Annotated in this window: 15 protein-coding genes; 10 read left to right on the forward strand and 5 right to left on the reverse strand. The window is 56.7% G+C overall.

What is annotated here, in order from left to right; all coding sequences use genetic code 11:
- The first annotated feature begins 42 nt into the window (after nucleotides 1-42).
- The 4 genes from AC2CGP_RS10930 to AC2CGP_RS10945 all read left to right on the forward strand — a co-directional run bounded on the left by AC2CGP_RS10930 (nucleotide 43) and on the right by AC2CGP_RS10945 (nucleotide 2,701).
- Nucleotides 43-378 (forward strand): DUF3302 domain-containing protein, encoded by a 336-nt coding sequence (locus AC2CGP_RS10930; protein WP_015367844.1) that lies wholly within the window; start codon nucleotides 43-45, stop codon nucleotides 376-378.
- Nucleotides 378-1,520, forward strand: coding sequence for an HlyD family secretion protein (locus AC2CGP_RS10935; RefSeq protein ID WP_032707576.1), 1,143 nt, complete (start codon nucleotides 378-380; stop codon nucleotides 1,518-1,520). Before AC2CGP_RS10930 ends, AC2CGP_RS10935 begins: the two co-directional genes overlap by 1 nt.
- A 115-nt stretch (nucleotides 1,521-1,635) precedes the next feature.
- A complete protein-coding gene (locus AC2CGP_RS10940) occupies nucleotides 1,636-2,061 on the forward strand; it encodes a hypothetical protein (protein WP_475702378.1) in 426 nt (141 codons plus the stop codon).
- A 175-nt stretch (nucleotides 2,062-2,236) separates the two neighbouring features.
- The gene (locus AC2CGP_RS10945; RefSeq protein WP_032712794.1) at nucleotides 2,237-2,701 is read left to right on the forward strand and encodes an RcnB family protein; all 465 of its coding nucleotides are present in this window, start codon (nucleotides 2,237-2,239) and stop codon (nucleotides 2,699-2,701) included.
- An 89-nt stretch (nucleotides 2,702-2,790) separates the two neighbouring features.
- On the opposite strand, the gene AC2CGP_RS10950 is transcribed toward AC2CGP_RS10945, so the two are convergent.
- The gene (locus AC2CGP_RS10950) at nucleotides 2,791-3,381 is read right to left on the reverse strand and encodes a lipid-binding SYLF domain-containing protein (RefSeq protein ID WP_032707577.1); all 591 of its coding nucleotides are present in this window, start codon (nucleotides 3,379-3,381) and stop codon (nucleotides 2,791-2,793) included.
- Between the two features lie 235 nt (nucleotides 3,382-3,616).
- Between AC2CGP_RS10950 and AC2CGP_RS10955 the strand changes: the two genes are divergently transcribed.
- The 3 genes from AC2CGP_RS10955 (at nucleotide 3,617) to AC2CGP_RS10965 (ending at nucleotide 6,675) form a co-directional block, all read left to right on the forward strand.
- Nucleotides 3,617-4,795 carry a M20 aminoacylase family protein gene (locus AC2CGP_RS10955; protein ID WP_015704662.1) on the forward strand — a complete coding sequence of 393 codons (1,179 nt, stop codon included), beginning with the start codon at nucleotides 3,617-3,619 and terminating at the stop codon, nucleotides 4,793-4,795.
- A 19-nt stretch (nucleotides 4,796-4,814) separates the two neighbouring features.
- Entirely contained in the window at nucleotides 4,815-5,591 is a 777-nt protein-coding gene (locus tag AC2CGP_RS10960; RefSeq protein WP_015367838.1) for an ABC transporter substrate-binding protein, read from the forward strand.
- A 130-nt stretch (nucleotides 5,592-5,721) separates the two neighbouring features.
- Entirely contained in the window at nucleotides 5,722-6,675 is a 954-nt protein-coding gene (locus AC2CGP_RS10965; protein ID WP_015704664.1) for an aldo/keto reductase, read from the forward strand.
- A 775-nt stretch (nucleotides 6,676-7,450) separates the two neighbouring features.
- Here AC2CGP_RS10965 and AC2CGP_RS10970 read toward each other — a convergent pair.
- From AC2CGP_RS10970 to AC2CGP_RS10985, 4 genes are all read right to left on the reverse strand, one after another.
- Nucleotides 7,451-8,242 carry a MoaF C-terminal domain-containing protein gene (locus AC2CGP_RS10970; protein ID WP_059305215.1) on the reverse strand — a complete coding sequence of 264 codons (792 nt, stop codon included), beginning with the start codon at nucleotides 8,240-8,242 and terminating at the stop codon, nucleotides 7,451-7,453.
- A 25-nt stretch (nucleotides 8,243-8,267) separates the two neighbouring features.
- Nucleotides 8,268-9,044: an SDR family NAD(P)-dependent oxidoreductase gene (locus AC2CGP_RS10975; protein WP_063410602.1), complete on the reverse strand. Its 777-nt coding sequence runs from the start codon at nucleotides 9,042-9,044 to the stop codon at nucleotides 8,268-8,270.
- An 88-nt stretch (nucleotides 9,045-9,132) separates the two neighbouring features.
- Nucleotides 9,133-10,866 (reverse strand): sulfatase-like hydrolase/transferase, encoded by a 1,734-nt coding sequence (locus AC2CGP_RS10980; protein ID WP_475702377.1) that lies wholly within the window; start codon nucleotides 10,864-10,866, stop codon nucleotides 9,133-9,135.
- Between the two features lie 45 nt (nucleotides 10,867-10,911).
- The gene (locus AC2CGP_RS10985) at nucleotides 10,912-12,099 is read right to left on the reverse strand and encodes an anaerobic sulfatase maturase (RefSeq protein WP_020079410.1); all 1,188 of its coding nucleotides are present in this window, start codon (nucleotides 12,097-12,099) and stop codon (nucleotides 10,912-10,914) included.
- Nucleotides 12,100-12,523: 424 nt separating this feature from the next.
- Here AC2CGP_RS10985 and AC2CGP_RS10990 point away from each other — a divergent pair, with 424 nt between their 5' ends.
- From AC2CGP_RS10990 to AC2CGP_RS11000, 3 genes are all read left to right on the forward strand, one after another.
- On the forward strand, nucleotides 12,524-13,207 hold the full coding sequence (locus AC2CGP_RS10990) for a helix-turn-helix transcriptional regulator (RefSeq protein ID WP_015367829.1): 684 nt from the start codon (nucleotides 12,524-12,526) through the stop codon (nucleotides 13,205-13,207).
- 117 nt (nucleotides 13,208-13,324) lie between these two features.
- A complete protein-coding gene (locus AC2CGP_RS10995; protein WP_015367828.1) occupies nucleotides 13,325-14,518 on the forward strand; it encodes an MFS transporter in 1,194 nt (397 codons plus the stop codon).
- Nucleotides 14,515-15,630 carry a class II histone deacetylase gene (locus tag AC2CGP_RS11000; RefSeq protein ID WP_049162529.1) on the forward strand — a complete coding sequence of 372 codons (1,116 nt, stop codon included), beginning with the start codon at nucleotides 14,515-14,517 and terminating at the stop codon, nucleotides 15,628-15,630. The genes AC2CGP_RS10995 and AC2CGP_RS11000 overlap by 4 nt, the downstream gene beginning before the upstream one ends.
- Nucleotides 15,631-15,632 lie beyond the last annotated feature (2 nt).

Below are 15,632 nucleotides of genomic sequence, written 5' to 3' on the forward strand. Positions count from 1 at the left end.
TAAAGTGAATGTGAAATACGTCACACATTCTGGAGTTATTTTATGACCCTGGATTATATTGCTTTAGCCATCCTGATTGCGGTGGTGCTGATTTTATTTTATGGAATTATCATGATCCACGATATTCCGTATGAAATAGCCAAAAAAAGAAATCATCCGCACCAGGATGCGATTCATTACGCTGGCTGGGTGAGCTTGTTCACCCTGCACGTGCTGTGGCCGCTGCTGTGGATCTGGGCCACGCTGTGGCGAGAAGACCGCGGCTGGGGAATGCAGCAGTTAAAGACCGACCAGCACGATTTACATCAGCGTCTGGATGCGATGCAGGCGGAATTAAACCGTCTGAAAAATAGCGCCGTCAATCAGGAGGGTAAATAATGGAAACGTTATTACTGCTGTGTTATGCCGCCTTGTGTATCGTGATATTTAAAGTATTCCGTATTCCATTAAATAAATGGACGGTTCCCACTGCGGTATTAGGTGGCGTGATACTGATTGGCATGTTAATCCTCGGTATGAATTATAACTTCCCCTATAGCGAAGTCGGGAAGCAGGTTTATCGCACCGTGCCCATTGTTTCGCAAACCCGCGGTCGAGTCACCAGCGTGCCGGTGAAACCAAATCAGATGCTGCATGAAGGCGACATCTTGTTCACCATCGACCCAACCCCGTTCCAGGCGAAGGTGGACGACCTGACCGCGCAGGTGAAAGCGGCCAGCCAGGAGGCGTTGTCGCTGGATGCGGGGTTAACCAGCGCGCAGGCTGATTTAAGCAAAGCGGTCGCCGAGCGCGACCGGGCCCAGCGTGAATACGCCCGCTTCCAGGCAGGTCATGATAAAGGGGCCTTTTCCGATCAGATGGTCGATACCCGTCGCCAGAACTGGAAAGCCTCGCAGGCGGCGGTTGACGCCGCCCGGGCAAAGGTCGCACAGGCGCGTAACGATCTCAATTCGGTGGTGCACGGCGAGAACACCAAAGTCGCTTCGCTGCTGGCGCAGCTGCGCGAGGCGCAATTTAAGCTCGATAACACGGTGGTGCGCGCGCCGTCTGACGGCTATGTCAGTACCGTCGGTCTGCGTCCTGGGACCATGTCCACCGCGTTGGGGCTGAAGCCGGTAATGACGTTTGTGCCAACGGATAATGCGAATTCACGTGAATACGTCGCCGCATTCCGCCAGAACGCGCTGCAGCGTTTGCAAAAAGGTGAACAGGCTGAATTACTGTTCCCCTCTATTCCGGGAACCGTATTTAAAGCGCAGGTTGCGGAAGTGCTGCCGGCGATTGGCGAAAGCCAGTTTCAGGGTCAGGGGACGTTGCTGACGGCCAACGATCTGGCGGCGCGCGGCCGAGCGCTGGTGGTATTAAAAGTGACCGACGATCGTCTGGCAAATTATCAGTTGCCGCAGGGCGCGGATGTCGAAGCCGCCGTCTATTCGGAACATTTTGAGCACCTGTCGCTGATAAGAAAGATCCTCATCCGTATGAAAAGCTGGGAAAGCTATCTCTATCTCGATCACTAAAACGACGGAATAGCGGTCAGGCAGTTTTAAGAACTTTTCCTAATGCCAAGCGCAGAAGCTTATGCCATGCTGAATGTGACTCGTAACATAAAGCACGCGTTAAGAGAGGAAAAATATGAAAAAAGCAATGATTGCACTATCCGCTATTCTGGTCGCTTCTCCGGTATTCGCGGCAACCACTACACATGCAACCGATGATACCGTGGCCGCAGCCCACGAAAATGCCAACACGGCAAAAGAAAAACTGCACCAGGCGCAGAATCAGGGCGAAGAGATGAAGCTCAAGTCCAAACATGCTGCTGAAGGGAAAAGCGATAGCGTCGGCAGCCAGATAAGCGAAGGCACGCAGAATACCTGGAATAAAACCAAAGAAGGCGCCGAGAAGGGCTGGGATAAGACCAAAGAAGGCACTGAGAAAGGCTGGAACGCCACTAAAGAAGGCGCCAGCAAAGGTTGGGATAAAACCAAAGAAGTCAGCGAGAAAGGCTGGGATAAAACCAAGCAAGGCGCTGAAGAGTTAAAGAATAAAGTCTCTGAGTAATACTGACTCGCTGAGAACAAAAAAGGTCGCGTTAGCGGCCTTTTTTACGTCTGGCGCTCGCTGAAATTATTGTTTGCTTTCCTCCTGAATTAGCCAGGAATAGTCCTGGATAGGTTGCTAATCACTATTTCTCCACATTTGCAGGGTAGAAAAGAGATATATCAGGAGGTGTACTATGAAAAAGATGATTTCTCTGGCGGTTATTTTATCCTGTGTGCTGAGCGCTCAGGCTTTTGCCGATGGCCCAAATGACGGTCATCGTCCGGGGCAACAGCAGGTATGGCAGAATGGCCCGAAGCAGGGTGACCAGAATGGACACCACCAGCCGGGCGGTCCTGGCGATCACCATCAGGGCAACAATGATAGCCGCGGCCCGGACCGAAGAGGTCATGACGATCGTCACCAGGAACGCCATGAACAGGACCATTTCGCCTGGAGGGGTAACGATTTCCGTAAAGGCCATCCGGCGCCGGAGCATTATCGCGGTGATGAATATCGTGTTAGTAACTGGAACGAACGTGGCCTGCCGCGCCCCCCGGAGGGTCATCACTGGTCTTATATCGATGGCAATTACGTGCTGATCGCCGCAGCGACAGGAATCATTACCTCAATACTGGTAAGCGGCGCCCTCGGTCATTAAATAATGATACTTGCGGCATGGCATTCGCGCCGGGTCAGGCTAACGTCTGACCCGGCTTATGGATGCTAACTTGTACGGACCGCAGTGGATCACCTTTTATTCAGCTCGTCATCCGGCCAGTATTTATAACCGTTGACCATTGCCTGAGCCGCCAAACCTTTCTCGGTGATTTCATAAACATTGACTTTTGACGGCAGCGAAGAGGTATCTTTCGCCACGCCGTTGGCTGACGCGCCTATCGGGGCGATGCCGCTGTCGTCATATTTCGCTGCCGCGTTGGCATCCGCGCCGACCATATAGCCTTTAGTAATGAAAGTATTCAATGCGTCTTTATCGTGGAATACCAGTACGGTACGCAACTGTTTCACGCCCATACCCACACCGGCGCCGCCCTGGGCCATTTTCATATAGGTATCTTTGCCGGTGGCGCTATTTTTCACCACGCCGTAACCGCTACCGAATCCAAAGACTAATATCTTGCTGCTGTTACTGGCGAAGACCGCGTAGCCCTTTGAATGCTGGATATCGCTACGCGCTTCCGGGTACAGGCTATAGAGTTTACTGAGCGTGTTGGTACGCATCTTTTGGATGCTGGCGCGTTGCTGGCTGGCGGTGTCGCCCTCAGCGCTGCAGCCTGTTAGCGTCAGCGCGCAGGCAAGTAAAAGTAAATGATATTTCATGGCTGTTTATTTTTATTTAAAACTGAATTAAGCGGGGATAGTAGAGTAAGTGTTGGTGTGTAACCCATAAAATAAACGTTTATATTTAAATTTTGCCAGTTTTAATGGTTATTGTTCTGCGATTTGTCTGTATTAAAAATATGATGGATGGTGTTCCAGCAATTAGAAATGCTACTTGCATAAACTTTGCGCCAGGATAACTTGTTAAGTTCTTAATCTATTCCCGGAGAACGGCATGTCTGATTGTGTAATTCCAGAAATTAAAGCCACGGAAGATGAAATGATTTCTATCCGTCATTATTTACATGCCAATCCGGAATTAAGTCTGGAAGAGTTTAATACCAGCGAGCTGGTTGCCGGTAAGCTGACAGAATGGGGCTATCAGGTGACCCGCGGCCTCGGTAAAACCGGCGTCGTCGGCAGCCTGAGCAAAGGCGACTCGCCGCGCACTATTGGCCTGCGCGCCGATATGGACGCATTACCGATTTATGAAACCACCGATTTACCCTGGGCCAGTACCGTACCCGGAAAAATGCACGCCTGCGGCCATGATGGCCACACCACGATTTTGCTCGCGGCGGCGAAATATATCGCCTCGCCGGCCTGCCAGTTCAACGGCACGGTGCATCTGATTTTCCAGCCCGCGGAAGAAGCCATCGGCGGCGCGGATCTGATGATTAAAGATGGCCTGTTTGAGCAGTTCCCCTGCGAACGCATCTTCGGCCTGCACAATATGCCGGGGCTACCGGTTGGCAAGCTGGGCTTCTATGCCGGCAACTTTATGGCCTCGGCGGACACGGTCAAAATCACGATTACCGGCTACGGCGGCCACGGCGCGCATCCGGAACGAACCGTCGACCCTATCGTGGCCGGCGCGGCGCTGGTGATGGCGCTGCAGAGCATCGTCGCGCGCAACGTGCCGCCGGGTGAAACGGCGGTCGTCAGCGTGGGGACTTTCCAGGCCGGCATCGCCTCGAACGTGATTCCTGAGAGCGTGGTGATGGAGCTCAGCGTGCGGGCGATGAAACCGGAAATTCGCGATCTGCTGATTAAGCGTATTCAAGAGCTGACCGAGTTTACTGCCAAAAGCTATGGCGCCAGCAGCGAAGTCGAGATTTACGACTCTTACCCGGTATTAACCAACAGTAACGAAGAGACCGATTTCGCCCAGGCGCTGGCGCTGGAAGTCTTTGGCCGCGAAGGGGTGCTGGAGTCGGTATCGCCAATGAACGCCAGCGAAGATTTCGCTTTTATGCTGCGCGAGCGTCCGGGCTGTTACTTCCTGCTCGGCAACGGTGAAAAAGGCGAGAAGGGCGGCTGCATGGTGCATAACCCCGGTTATGACTTTAACGATGACATTATCTGCACCGGCGCGACGCTGTTCGCGCGTTTAGTGCAAGCCCATTGCCGTTAATCCCTGGAGAAGACTTCGAATGAAAAAATCACTGTTGTTGTGTTTGGCATTAATGGCGTCGACTTCGGCGCTGGCCGCCGGGGCGAAAGAGATCCGTTTTGGCGTTGACCCGACCTTCGCGCCGTTTGAATGGAAAGATCCGCAGGGCAAGCTGGCGGGATTTGATATCGATTTGGGCAACGCGATATGTCAGCAACTGCAGGCGAAGTGCGTGTGGGTGGAAAGCAACTTCGACGGCATCATCCCGGCGCTGAAGGCGCGTAAATTCGACGCGATCCTCTCAGGGATGTATATGACCGAGAAGCGTAAAGAGCAGATTGCTTTTAGCGATAAGCTGTACAACGGGCCGGTGTTTTTGGTGGCGCGCAAAAATACCCTCAAAGGCAATACGCCAGAGCAACTGAAGGGGAAAACTATCGGCGTCGAGCAGGGGTCGGCACAGGAAACTTATGTGAACCAGTACTGGCGGCCGCAGGGGATTAACATTGTCGCCTATCAGGGCGCCGATAGCGTCGTTCGCGACCTTGAGTCAGGTCGTCTCGATGGCGCGGTACTCTCCGGCATGATGGCCGATTACAGCTTCCTGCAGCAGCCGCAGGGCAAGGATTTCGCCTTTGTTGGCGGACAACTGCAGGATAATAAACTGTTCGGCGCCGGGGCGGCGATTGGCCTGCGTCAAGGCGACGATGCGCTGCGCGAAGAGATAAATGGCGCGATTGCGAAAATGCTTGCCGACGGCACCTACAAAAAACTGGCCGGGAAATATTTTAGCTTTGACGTTTATTCCGGGACATAATGTCAGAGTGTACCCTGCGGGCATGGACTGCCCGCCGCAAGATTCCTTTTCTGATTATCCACTCGACATCCTCTTCAGACCCCCTGCGGTTATCTGAGGGAAACAGAATATAAGCTAAGGAGTAATCGGCATGATGACACGTCCATTGGGCAAAAGCGGATTTTCCATCGCCCCATTAGTATTTGGCGGCAACGTCTTTGGCTGGACCATCGATGAGAAAACCAGTTTTGCCATTCTTGATGCTTTTGTTGACCACGGTTTTGATGCTATCGATACGGCGGATGTGTATTCCCGCTGGGCGGAGGGCAATCAGGGCGGTGAATCCGAAACCATTATTGGCCGCTGGCTGCAGGCGCGCCCTGGCATACGCGATAAAGTCAAAATCTTCACTAAAGTTGGCTCTGATATGGGGCTACCCGGCCATAAAGGATTGAAAAAAGCCTGGATCCAGCAGGCGATTGACGACTCGTTGCGCCGCCTGAATACGGATTACGTCGACCTCTATTTCGCCCACTGGCCGGATCCTGAAACGCCAATCGATGAAACGTTAGAAGCATTCCAGGCGCTGCAGCAGGCCGGCAAGGTGCGGGCGATTGGCGCTTCAAACCTCGACGCCGGACAGCTGTCATCGGCGCTGGAAGTGGCGCGTAAAGGCGGCCTTCCTGCCTGGCAGGTGCTGCAGCCGGAATATAACCTCTATCACCGCTCCGCCTTTGAAGGGGCGCTACGCGATCTCTGCGTCAGCCGCGATATAGGCGTGGTGACCTACTACAGCCTGGCTTCCGGCTTCCTGAGCGGTAAGTATCGCCAGCCGTCCGATTTAGCGCAAAGCCAGCGCGGTAGCGGCATCGCTAAATATCTCAATCCACGCGGAATGCGGATTATTGACACGCTGGTCGCGGTGGCGGAAGAACAGCAGGCGAAGCCCGCAGAAGTGGCGTTAGCGTGGCTGATGAGCCGGGAAGGCGTTACCGCGCCGATTGCCAGCGCCACCAGCCTGGCGCAGGTGGAAAGCTTCGCCCGCGCGGCAGCGCTGAGCCTTAGCAGCGAGCAGTTGGCGCGGCTCGACAGCGCCAGCGCCTGAGTCAGTCGCTCATCCCCGGAGGCGGCGCGTTGCGCCTTGTCCGGGCTACCAAATCGCACAGTGCCGTAGCCCCGGTAAGCGGTAGCGCCACCGGGGATTTTGCGGCCCCCAACCTCGGCAGTTTCAGCCACCATGGTGAATAATTAATGGCAGGCCACCCGGACCGTAGATACTGTTACCACTTTTCAACTTTTTTAGCCTGAGAAAAGCGTTTATCCCGTGGCGCTTCGGAGTATATTGCGCTCCCGGTTAATTTTTCTGCAATATGTTTTCTGTGGCGCAGGGAGCGCACAGAGGGCGGCCAGTCGCCGCCGCCCTCTGTACTCCCGGGCTCTGGCCGCCAAAATCGCCACTTCGTGGTGCCTTCGACTTATCCCGGCAGGCTTCGGGTCGGGCCGAGGCAGCGTCCCTGCAAATCACGGCCCTCAGCCCGCATCCATGCGGGCTGCCCCGGCCTGCCGGGAACGTCTCAGCGATTTTGAGGCCACCAACCTCGGCAGTTTCAGCCAGCGTGGTGAATAATTAATGGCGGGCCCCACGAACGGTAGGCCGGATAAGGCGCAGCCGCCATCCGGCGCAAAGCTGCTCCTTATCCGCGGATGTTGCCCGGCGTAGCGACACATGACCCCCTTTACTCATCAGGCTCACCCGCCGTTTCTGCTCCTGAACATGCATTTCCGTCAGTGCCTGATGCCGAAGCACCCGCGCCCGCAGGGCCCGTTCAACCGGATGGGGCGCTTCCGGTTGAACGGGCGCGTCTCCCGGCCACGCAATATTATTCCTGATGGCGGGTGACGTTGAGGATCTTCGCGCTCGCGCCGACCGGGAAATTACTCAAGGCGCCAAAATCACTGCCCTGATAACCCATGATCTTACCATCGGTACGCATCTGCTGAAGATCGATCAAGATAGCCCCCAACGTGGGAATGATTTTCTCCCGCCAGACGAACAAATAGAGATCCTCAGCCACCTGCACGTAATGGCAGCGATCGACATCCGCCAGCCCCTTTTCCACGCCATCCAGACACTGCCAGGCGTAAAAATTATCGTTGAGATAGATGTGTTCATAACGCTCGGTCGGGCTATAGGTGTACTGATTGCGCATGCCGACCAGCGCGGTGGTAAAGTCCGGCAGCGGTCCCGGCTGGGTATCCAGGCGGGCGAAGACAAATCGCGCCTCGACGGCGGTCAGCGGCAACCCTTGCTCTACCCGGCTGAAGGCGTCCAGCCGCGCGGCGGCTTCGTCCGGTAGCTGGCCGTATACCAGCGTGGCGTTGCGCTGCGTCAGGTTGCATACCGCGCTGAGACTGGCGTTATCGCGCTCCGGGTCAAGAAAATCGATAAACAGAATATCGGGGCGCAGGGCGGTTGCCCGCCAGGGCGCGCGTTTGCCGTTCCAAAGCAGTGTCTGGTCATTTTCGATAACCAACTGCTGCGGCTCGCTCCCGTCGGCATAAAAGGTAAAGCGTTCGCCTGCGGGCAGACTGGCGGTGGCCAGCAGGTTGCCGTGCGGGGCGAAACCATCGGCCAGCGCGCCGACCTGGATAAATACGGCTTCTGAAGTCATGTGAGCTCCTGAGTAGAGTAGGGCGTTAAGTGAACGCCAGCGTTGGAACATCGACGATGCTGGAACCGCCATCGGCGACCAGCGTCGCGCCGCTGATGATGGCGGCCTGCGGAGAGCAGAGAAACTGACAGGCCTGGGCTATCTCCTCGGGGCTGGCGGGGCGGCGTAGCGGAACGTCGCGGCACACCCGTTGATAGGCTTCGGTAAGCGACAGCCCGTGTTCCTGCGTCAGTGGGATCATCTCTTCATCCGCCATCGGAGTGGTGACCCAGCCGGGACAAATCGCATTGGCGCGGACGCCCTGTGGACCGTAATCGCGGGCGATGGAGCGCATCAGGCCAATTAACGCGTGTTTGGCGGTGACATAGCCACAGGCCTGCGGCCCGGCAGCGAGTGAGGCGATGGAGGCGACAAACAGCACATTGCCGCGGCAGGCAATCAGTGAAGGCAGGCAGGCGCGCACGCTGACGAAAGCGCTGTTTAAATTCGCGTCCAGCGCCTCGCGCCATTGGCGATCGCTGGTATCGGCGGCGGCGCTATTGCCCATGCCGCCGGCGCTGCAGATGAGTACATCAATACCGTGAGTCTGGTCGAGAATCGGCGGTAGCAGCCGTTCCCGCCAGACGTCGCCGTCGGCGGCATCGCCCACCAGCGCCGTCGCACCGGTTTCAACGGCGATCTTGTGTAGCGGCGCTTCACGTCTGCCGGTAATAAACACCCGATCTCCCGCCGCGCTCATCAACCGAGCGCAGGCGGCGCCGATCCCGCTTCCGCCTCCGGTAATCACCACGACTCTCGCCATCCGCTCTCTCCTGTAATGGGGTTCAGGATTACCTTAGAAAGCGAGTCTACTTCCGGCTATCGCCCGGAAGAACGATAACCGGGTTCGTTTATTTGCCCTCGCTCACAGGAATGGCTTGCGGCGCGGGCACCGGCTTCATGGTCGCCGGATCGACCGCCAGGTAGCGTCCGGTTTTGCTATCGATGCCGACATAATCGATCATCTTGCCCTGCGCTTTGGTAACCATGGTGCGCTTAGCAAATGCCTCGTAGGCGTCGCTCATGGCTTTGACCCGGTCGGCATGTTGGGCCGCGATATCGTGCGTTTCCAGCGGATCGTCATGCAGGTTAAACAGCTGCCACGGCGCGTCGCCGGCGCTGAGGCCACGAGGTACCAGCCGTCGCAGCTTCCATTCGCCATCGACCCAGGCCGCCTGATTATGCAATTCGACCCCGTAGTTGCCGCGCGGCGGCTGCTGGACTTCGCCGGTCAGATAGCGCTTAAAGCTGACGCCAATCATCGGCAATACGGGTTTCTTAGCCAGCGATTTGTTGGGATCGATGCCGGCGAATTCATATAGCGTCGGCGCCACGTCGTACACCGCCATCGTTGAGGCGTCGATTTTACCGCGCCGGGTAATGCCGGGGCCGGAGATCATAAAGTCGGTATTGATGCCGCCCTGGGCGCTGGTGGTTTTGTGATAATTGGCGTAGGGGGCGTTGCTGACGTTGGCCCAGTGGGGGCCGTAGGAGACAAAGGATCCTTTGCGGCCCACGTTGTCATAGCTGTTATCGAACTGCTTCCAGAATTCGGGAGTAGATTCGTAATAAAAACCCTGTGCCGGGTTGGCGCCGTTATCGGTTAAAAACACCAGCAGGGTATTTTTATCGCGCCCGGTTTGTTTCAGTGTCTCCATCAGCGTGCCGATTTGCGCGTCCATATTGGCGATCATCGCCGCATATACCTGCATCACTTTCGCCGTATATTTCTGCTGCTCTGGCGTTAGCGCTTCCCACTCTTTATCCAGCTCCAGATGCGGCAGCGGGGTGTCGTCATGAATAATTCCCAACGCTTTCAGGCGGGCGATGCGCTGGCGATAGACCTCGGCGTAACCCTGCTCATACTGGCCTTTAAAGCGCTTAATCCACTCGTCCGGCGCCTGCAGGGGGTCATGAGGGGCGGTGAAAGCCAGCCAGGCGAAGACCGGCTGCTCGTTCGGCGTCGCTTTAATCCAGCTATTCATCTGGCGGGCGTAAGCTTCGCTGGAGTAAAAATCATCTGGCAGGGAGACGCGCTCGCCATCGCGGGTATAGTAAGTGTGGAACGCCTCGACGGTTCCGAGCGGTATTGCATCGTTAAAATGGCTGGTGCCGCCGCCCATAAAGGCGAAGGAGTGGTTAAAGCCGCGATCTTTCGGCGTGGCGCCGGGAACAAAACCGAGATGCCATTTGCCGGCCATCAGCGTGTTATAGCCGGCATCTTTAAAGCGCTCGGCCATGGTGGTGACGCGGTCGGTCAGCCGCAGCTCGTAACCCTCCTTGCCAATGGTGCTGTCGTACCACCACATGCCGCCCATCCCGGCCTGCTGGTTACTGTTGCCGGTCAACAGCATCGAACGCGCCGGGGCCGACATCGGTGAGGTGTAATACTGGCTCATGCGGATACTTTGCTTCGCCATGGCCTGCAGGTTGGGGGTGGGGATCTCACCGCCGAAGGGGCTGATATCGGAATAACCCATATCATCGGCGATAATCACGATGACGTTTGGATGCTCATTCTGCGCGCCGTGCGCGCCGCCGGCGAGGATCATGCTGACCGCCGCGGCCATGGCTTTTTTGTTCACGACTGACTCTCCTGTTCATAGTGGGACAACCATCAGGGCAAAGGGCTACGCGGGATGCGCGGCCCCAACAAACGCGGCCCGCCAGGCTTTCAGGCCGTTAAGGTCGCGGGAAAAGGGGCGTACTGGCGCGAGGATTTCGCTAAAGAAACGGTAATAACCGCCGCAGAGGCGGTTGTTGCCAGCGGCGTTGAGATGCGCGGGGCAGCCGCCCTGGCAGACCATTTTTACGGAGCAAGTCTGACATTCGCGGCGCTGGCTTTTTTGCTGGCCGAAAGGGAGCTGAACTGAAGCGTCAACTGCGGCGGCAAGCGTCTGCTCGTCAAGGCGACCCAGCCGATGTTCGGCATTGATCAGATGATCGCAGGCGTAAAGTTGTCCATCCGATTCCATCACCAGATTGCTGCCGCAGCGGGCGCTATGCACGCAGCTGCCGCTGGTATGGGTAAAGTATTGCGCCCACGCCTGTTCGATATTGATGACGAACACCCGCCCCATATCGCAGCGCTTTTGCCACTGTCGCCAGATACCGACCATAAAACGCCCCCAGTTATCGGCGCTGAGCTGATAACCCTCACGCAGCGCGGCGCCTTCGCTCATTAGCGGCTGGAACTGCAGATAGCGCGCGCCAAGCGTGACCACCCGGTCATAAATCGCCGCCGCGTGGGCGGCGATTTCGTTATGCACCACTACCAGCAGATTAAACTCCACCTGATGCTGGTGGAGCAGGGCGATACCGCGCAGCGCAGCCGGCCAGGAAGCCTGCCCGCGTTTATCAGGACGATGGTGGTTTTGCAGCGCTTCGCTACCTTCGAGGCTGACGCCGATAATAAAGCCATGTTCGCGGAACAGCCGGCACCAGGCGTCGTTGATCAGCGTCCCGTTGGTCTGCAGGCTATTGCTGATGGTTACGCCATCAGGGGCGTAGCGCTGCTGCAGGGCGAGCGCTTTTTTATAAAAACTTAACCCGGCCAGTAGCGGCTCGCCGCCCTGCCAGACAAAGTTGATTTCCCGCGCGCTGGCGGGCTGGGCGGCAATATAGCGGCGGATAAACTGCTCCAGCCGCGCCTCGTCCATCTTCCTGACCGGCGTTTCATCCTGCGGGTAGTAGCAGTAGCGGCAGGCGAGGTTGCAGGCGGGACCAATCGGTTTCATCAGAATATGAAACGGCAGCGATGAGCGCGGTTCAACGGCCAGCGGAATTTGCTGCTGGCGTAAGGCGGCGATATTCAGCATCGGCTTATCCTCTATTAATTGCTGGCCTGGGCGGCATATTTGGGCAATAGCAAGTCAGGCGTAATCCGTTGATTAAGCCGCGGCGTTAAATTATCGACATCCTTTTTAGGGTATAAATGAAAAAATGCAAAAAACTATCGTTCTTAAGGATGAGATCGGACCTGCCAATATAAGGGTTTTTAATCCTTGCCGGAAAATAACGCGTAATGTTAATAACTTTTGTTTATGTTTTAACGCCGCTACGTTAACAGATAGCAGGGGGATTTTTAAATGCTTTAAATAACAATGTATTGATGAAAAATTTGTAATGGATATCACATTGTTAACATGTTAATGATTGTGTTACTTAAATGTGAAATGTATGCTTCATCTTACTCTGGTAATCCGCGTGTTACGCACCACCACCTTGACGGGGGGAAATATCATGTCTGCTTTATTAAAAGCCAGTCGTAATGATGCGATAATAGCCCGTTGTTTACAGACTATTTCACAGTTAATTCCACTGTCTTCAGCGGTTTTTTATCGAGTAAATAATCGTTTAAAACCTGAAAACTATATATTGCATAATATTTCGGATAATACACACCAACAATATCTGGAGAGCTTCCAGCCGTTGGATCCACACCTGCCGGCGCACTTTAGCCACCAGAGTACGACCATGGCAGCGATGACGCCGCGACTCTGTGACCGCAACCGCCATTACTATCATGAATTTATGTTGCCGAATAACGTACGCGACATGACCGAAATCTTTATTCGCCGCGAACGGCGGATCGTTGCCGGTATCTCGCTGATGCGCGACGTGCCTTTTTCCAGCGAGGAACGACTGCGGGCCCAGGCGGTACTGCCTTTGGTGGAACTGGCTATTCGCGATTTCCTGCAGGAAGAGGATGAACTCCCTGCCATCCTGACGGCCAAAGAGCGCGAAATCGTCGGCATGGTGCGTGAAGGCGCCAGCAACAAGCTGATTGCCCGCCAGCTGGATATCTCGCTCTCGACGGTGAAAACCCACCTGCGCAATATTTTCGCCAAGACCGAAGTCGTCAACCGGACTGAACTCGTTTCCCGAACCTGGATGCCTGCCGCTCAGCGTACGCTGCATCTGTAATCTGACTATCGCATCCCGCGCGCGCCGTGGCAGCACGGCGTTTTCCTGATGCCTGTGGGTATCACTCCCTGGATAACCGTCCGGGGGGAGGCTTTTTTGACTGGAGCACGCCCTACGATGTCGAGTACACCTCTTTCTGAAAATACCCTTTCCCGGCCTGACGGGCTGGTGGTGTCGCTGCGTTTGCTGGCGGCGATTGTTATTTTCGCCGCCATTGCGCCGGGGATTTTAATGACCGCGCCGGCGGTGGCGGCGCAGCTGGCCAGCGAATGGCACCTTAAACCAGGACAGATCGGCTGGCTATTTTCGGCGGAGCTCGGCGCGATGAGCCTGGCGACGCTCCCGGCGTGGTGGTGGATGAACCGCCTCGACTGGCGGCGGGTGGCACTCGTCGCCTGCGCGGTATTTCTGCTCGCTAACCTTGCTTCGGCGGTGGTAACTCAGTATGCGTCGCTGCTGGCGGTACGCTTTATTGCTTCCCTGGCGGGCGGCACGCTAATGATTTTGTGCATCAGCTGCGCGGCGGGAACGCCGAATCCATCGCGGGTGTACGCATTCTGGGTACTGGGGCAGCTGCTGTTAGGCATGCTTGGCCTGCTGGTGTTGCCCGGCCTGTTCGTGACCTTTGGCCTGAAGGTTGTTTATCTGATTCTCGCCGCCATCATGCTCTGCTGTTTGCCGCTGGTTTCCGCCTTCCCGTCGTGTTTTCAAGCGCGATCGGCTTCCCATCGCCAGCCGCCTGCGGCGTCGTGGCGAAAGGCGCTGGCGGTGCTCGCAGTTCTCACCTTCTATATCAGCCTCAGCGCGGTATGGACCTTTATCGGCACCATCGGCAGCGGGGCGGGGTTGAGTCCGACACAGGTCGGTCTGGTGCTGGCGGCGGCGACGGTGTTCGGCATTATCGGCGCAGGCGGCGCGGCGCTGCGCGGTACTCATCGCCCGGACCGGCTGGCGGTGTGGCTGGGATACGCGCTGCTGATCGCCAGCGTGCTGTTACTGACGGGCCATCCGCTGCTGGTGCGTTACGCCATTGCGGCGCTGCTGTTTAAGTTCACCTGGACATTCGTGCTGCCCTTTATCCTCGCTCGCGTGGCCGCGCTCGATAATAACGGCCGGTTGATGAACAGCATCAATCTGGTGATCGGCGGCGGAATGGCCGCCGGTCCGGCGCTCGCGGGGGCCTTACTGCAACACTTCGCCAGCGCCAATCCGCTGCTGGCGGCGGCAGGCGCCTGCGCGCTGCTGTCGCTGATTTTGATTGCGGCGGCGTCGTCCGCCGGAAAAGGTTTAGCCAACGGGAGGATAGAGTGAAAAGAAAAACCGGTTTCTTCTTTGATGAACGTTGTTTCTGGCACAGTACCGGCCTGCACGCGGTAACACTGCCGGTCGGTGGTTGGGTGCAGCCGCCGGCTGGCGGCGGCCATGCCGAGTCGCCGGAGACCAAACGGCGGATGAAAAACCTGATGGACGTCTCCGGGCTGACGCCGCAGCTGGAACTATGCAGCGCGGCGGCGGCGAGCCTTGAGGACCTGCGGCGGATCCATCCCGATAGCTATCTTGAGCGTTTTAAGGCAATCAGCGATAACGGCGGCGGCATGCTCGGCAAAGAAGCGCCGCTGGGGCCGGGGAGTTATGAAATCGCCTGCCTTTCCGCCGGACTGGCCTGTGCCGCCGTGGAAGCAGTGTTGAAAGGGGAGCTGGATAACGCCTATTCGCTGTCGCGGCCGCCAGGACACCACTGCCTGCCGGATCAGTCGATGGGGTTTTGTTTCCTCGCCAATATTCCCATTGCCGTTGAACGGGCGAAAGCGTTGCTGGGGCTCGGCAAGGTAGCGATTATTGACTGGGACGTTCACCACGGTAACGGTACACAGCATATCTATCTGCAGCGCGATGATGTGCTGACTATCTCATTGCATCAGGATGGCTGCTTCCCGCCGGGCTACTCCGGGGAGGACGATCGCGGCGTTGGCGCGGGCGAAGGTTACAACATCAATATTCCGCTGCTGGCCGGGGCGGGCGACGACAGCTGGCGCTATGCGCTGGAAACTATCGTCATTCCCGCGCTGGCGCGTTTTGAACCGGAGTTGATCATTGTCGCCTGCGGCTATGACGCCAACGCGATGGATCCATTAGCGCGGATGCAGCTACATAGCGACAGCTTCCGCGCGATGACCGAACAGGTCCAGCAGGCGGCGGATCGCCTGTGCGGCGGGAAACTGGTGATGGTGCACGAAGGCGGCTACGCCGAGTCCTACGTGCCGTTTTGCGGCCTGGCGGTGATGGAAACGCTGAGCGGGGTGCGCACCGAGGTTCAGGATCCGCTGCTGGAATTTATTCAGCAGCAGCAGCCGCGCGCCGCATTTGCGCAGTTCCAGCGCGAGGCCATCGATCGGCTGGCGCAGCAGTTTGGTCTGCTATAAAC

It is taken from the genome of Klebsiella sp. SYXHC3 (genome assembly GCF_057196925.1).

Bases quoted from the DNA above. Each gene is read 5' to 3' on its own strand.
- AC2CGP_RS10930 (WP_015367844.1), top strand. From the start codon at position 43: ATGACCCTGGATTATATTGCTTTAGCCATCCTGATTGCGGTGGTGCTG.
- AC2CGP_RS10935 (WP_032707576.1), top strand. From the start codon at position 378: ATGGAAACGTTATTACTGCTGTGTTATGCCGCCTTGTGTATCGTGATA.
- AC2CGP_RS10940 (WP_475702378.1), top strand. From the start codon at position 1,636: ATGAAAAAAGCAATGATTGCACTATCCGCTATTCTGGTCGCTTCTCCG.
- AC2CGP_RS10945 (WP_032712794.1), top strand. From the start codon at position 2,237: ATGAAAAAGATGATTTCTCTGGCGGTTATTTTATCCTGTGTGCTGAGC.
- AC2CGP_RS10950 (WP_032707577.1), bottom strand. From the start codon at position 3,381: ATGAAATATCATTTACTTTTACTTGCCTGCGCGCTGACGCTAACAGGC.
- AC2CGP_RS10955 (WP_015704662.1), top strand. From the start codon at position 3,617: ATGTCTGATTGTGTAATTCCAGAAATTAAAGCCACGGAAGATGAAATG.
- AC2CGP_RS10960 (WP_015367838.1), top strand. From the start codon at position 4,815: ATGAAAAAATCACTGTTGTTGTGTTTGGCATTAATGGCGTCGACTTCG.
- AC2CGP_RS10965 (WP_015704664.1), top strand. From the start codon at position 5,722: ATGATGACACGTCCATTGGGCAAAAGCGGATTTTCCATCGCCCCATTA.
- AC2CGP_RS10970 (WP_059305215.1), bottom strand. From the start codon at position 8,242: ATGACTTCAGAAGCCGTATTTATCCAGGTCGGCGCGCTGGCCGATGGT.
- AC2CGP_RS10975 (WP_063410602.1), bottom strand. From the start codon at position 9,044: ATGGCGAGAGTCGTGGTGATTACCGGAGGCGGAAGCGGGATCGGCGCC.
- AC2CGP_RS10985 (WP_020079410.1), bottom strand. From the start codon at position 12,099: ATGCTGAATATCGCCGCCTTACGCCAGCAGCAAATTCCGCTGGCCGTT.
- AC2CGP_RS10990 (WP_015367829.1), top strand. From the start codon at position 12,524: ATGTCTGCTTTATTAAAAGCCAGTCGTAATGATGCGATAATAGCCCGT.
- AC2CGP_RS10995 (WP_015367828.1), top strand. From the start codon at position 13,325: ATGTCGAGTACACCTCTTTCTGAAAATACCCTTTCCCGGCCTGACGGG.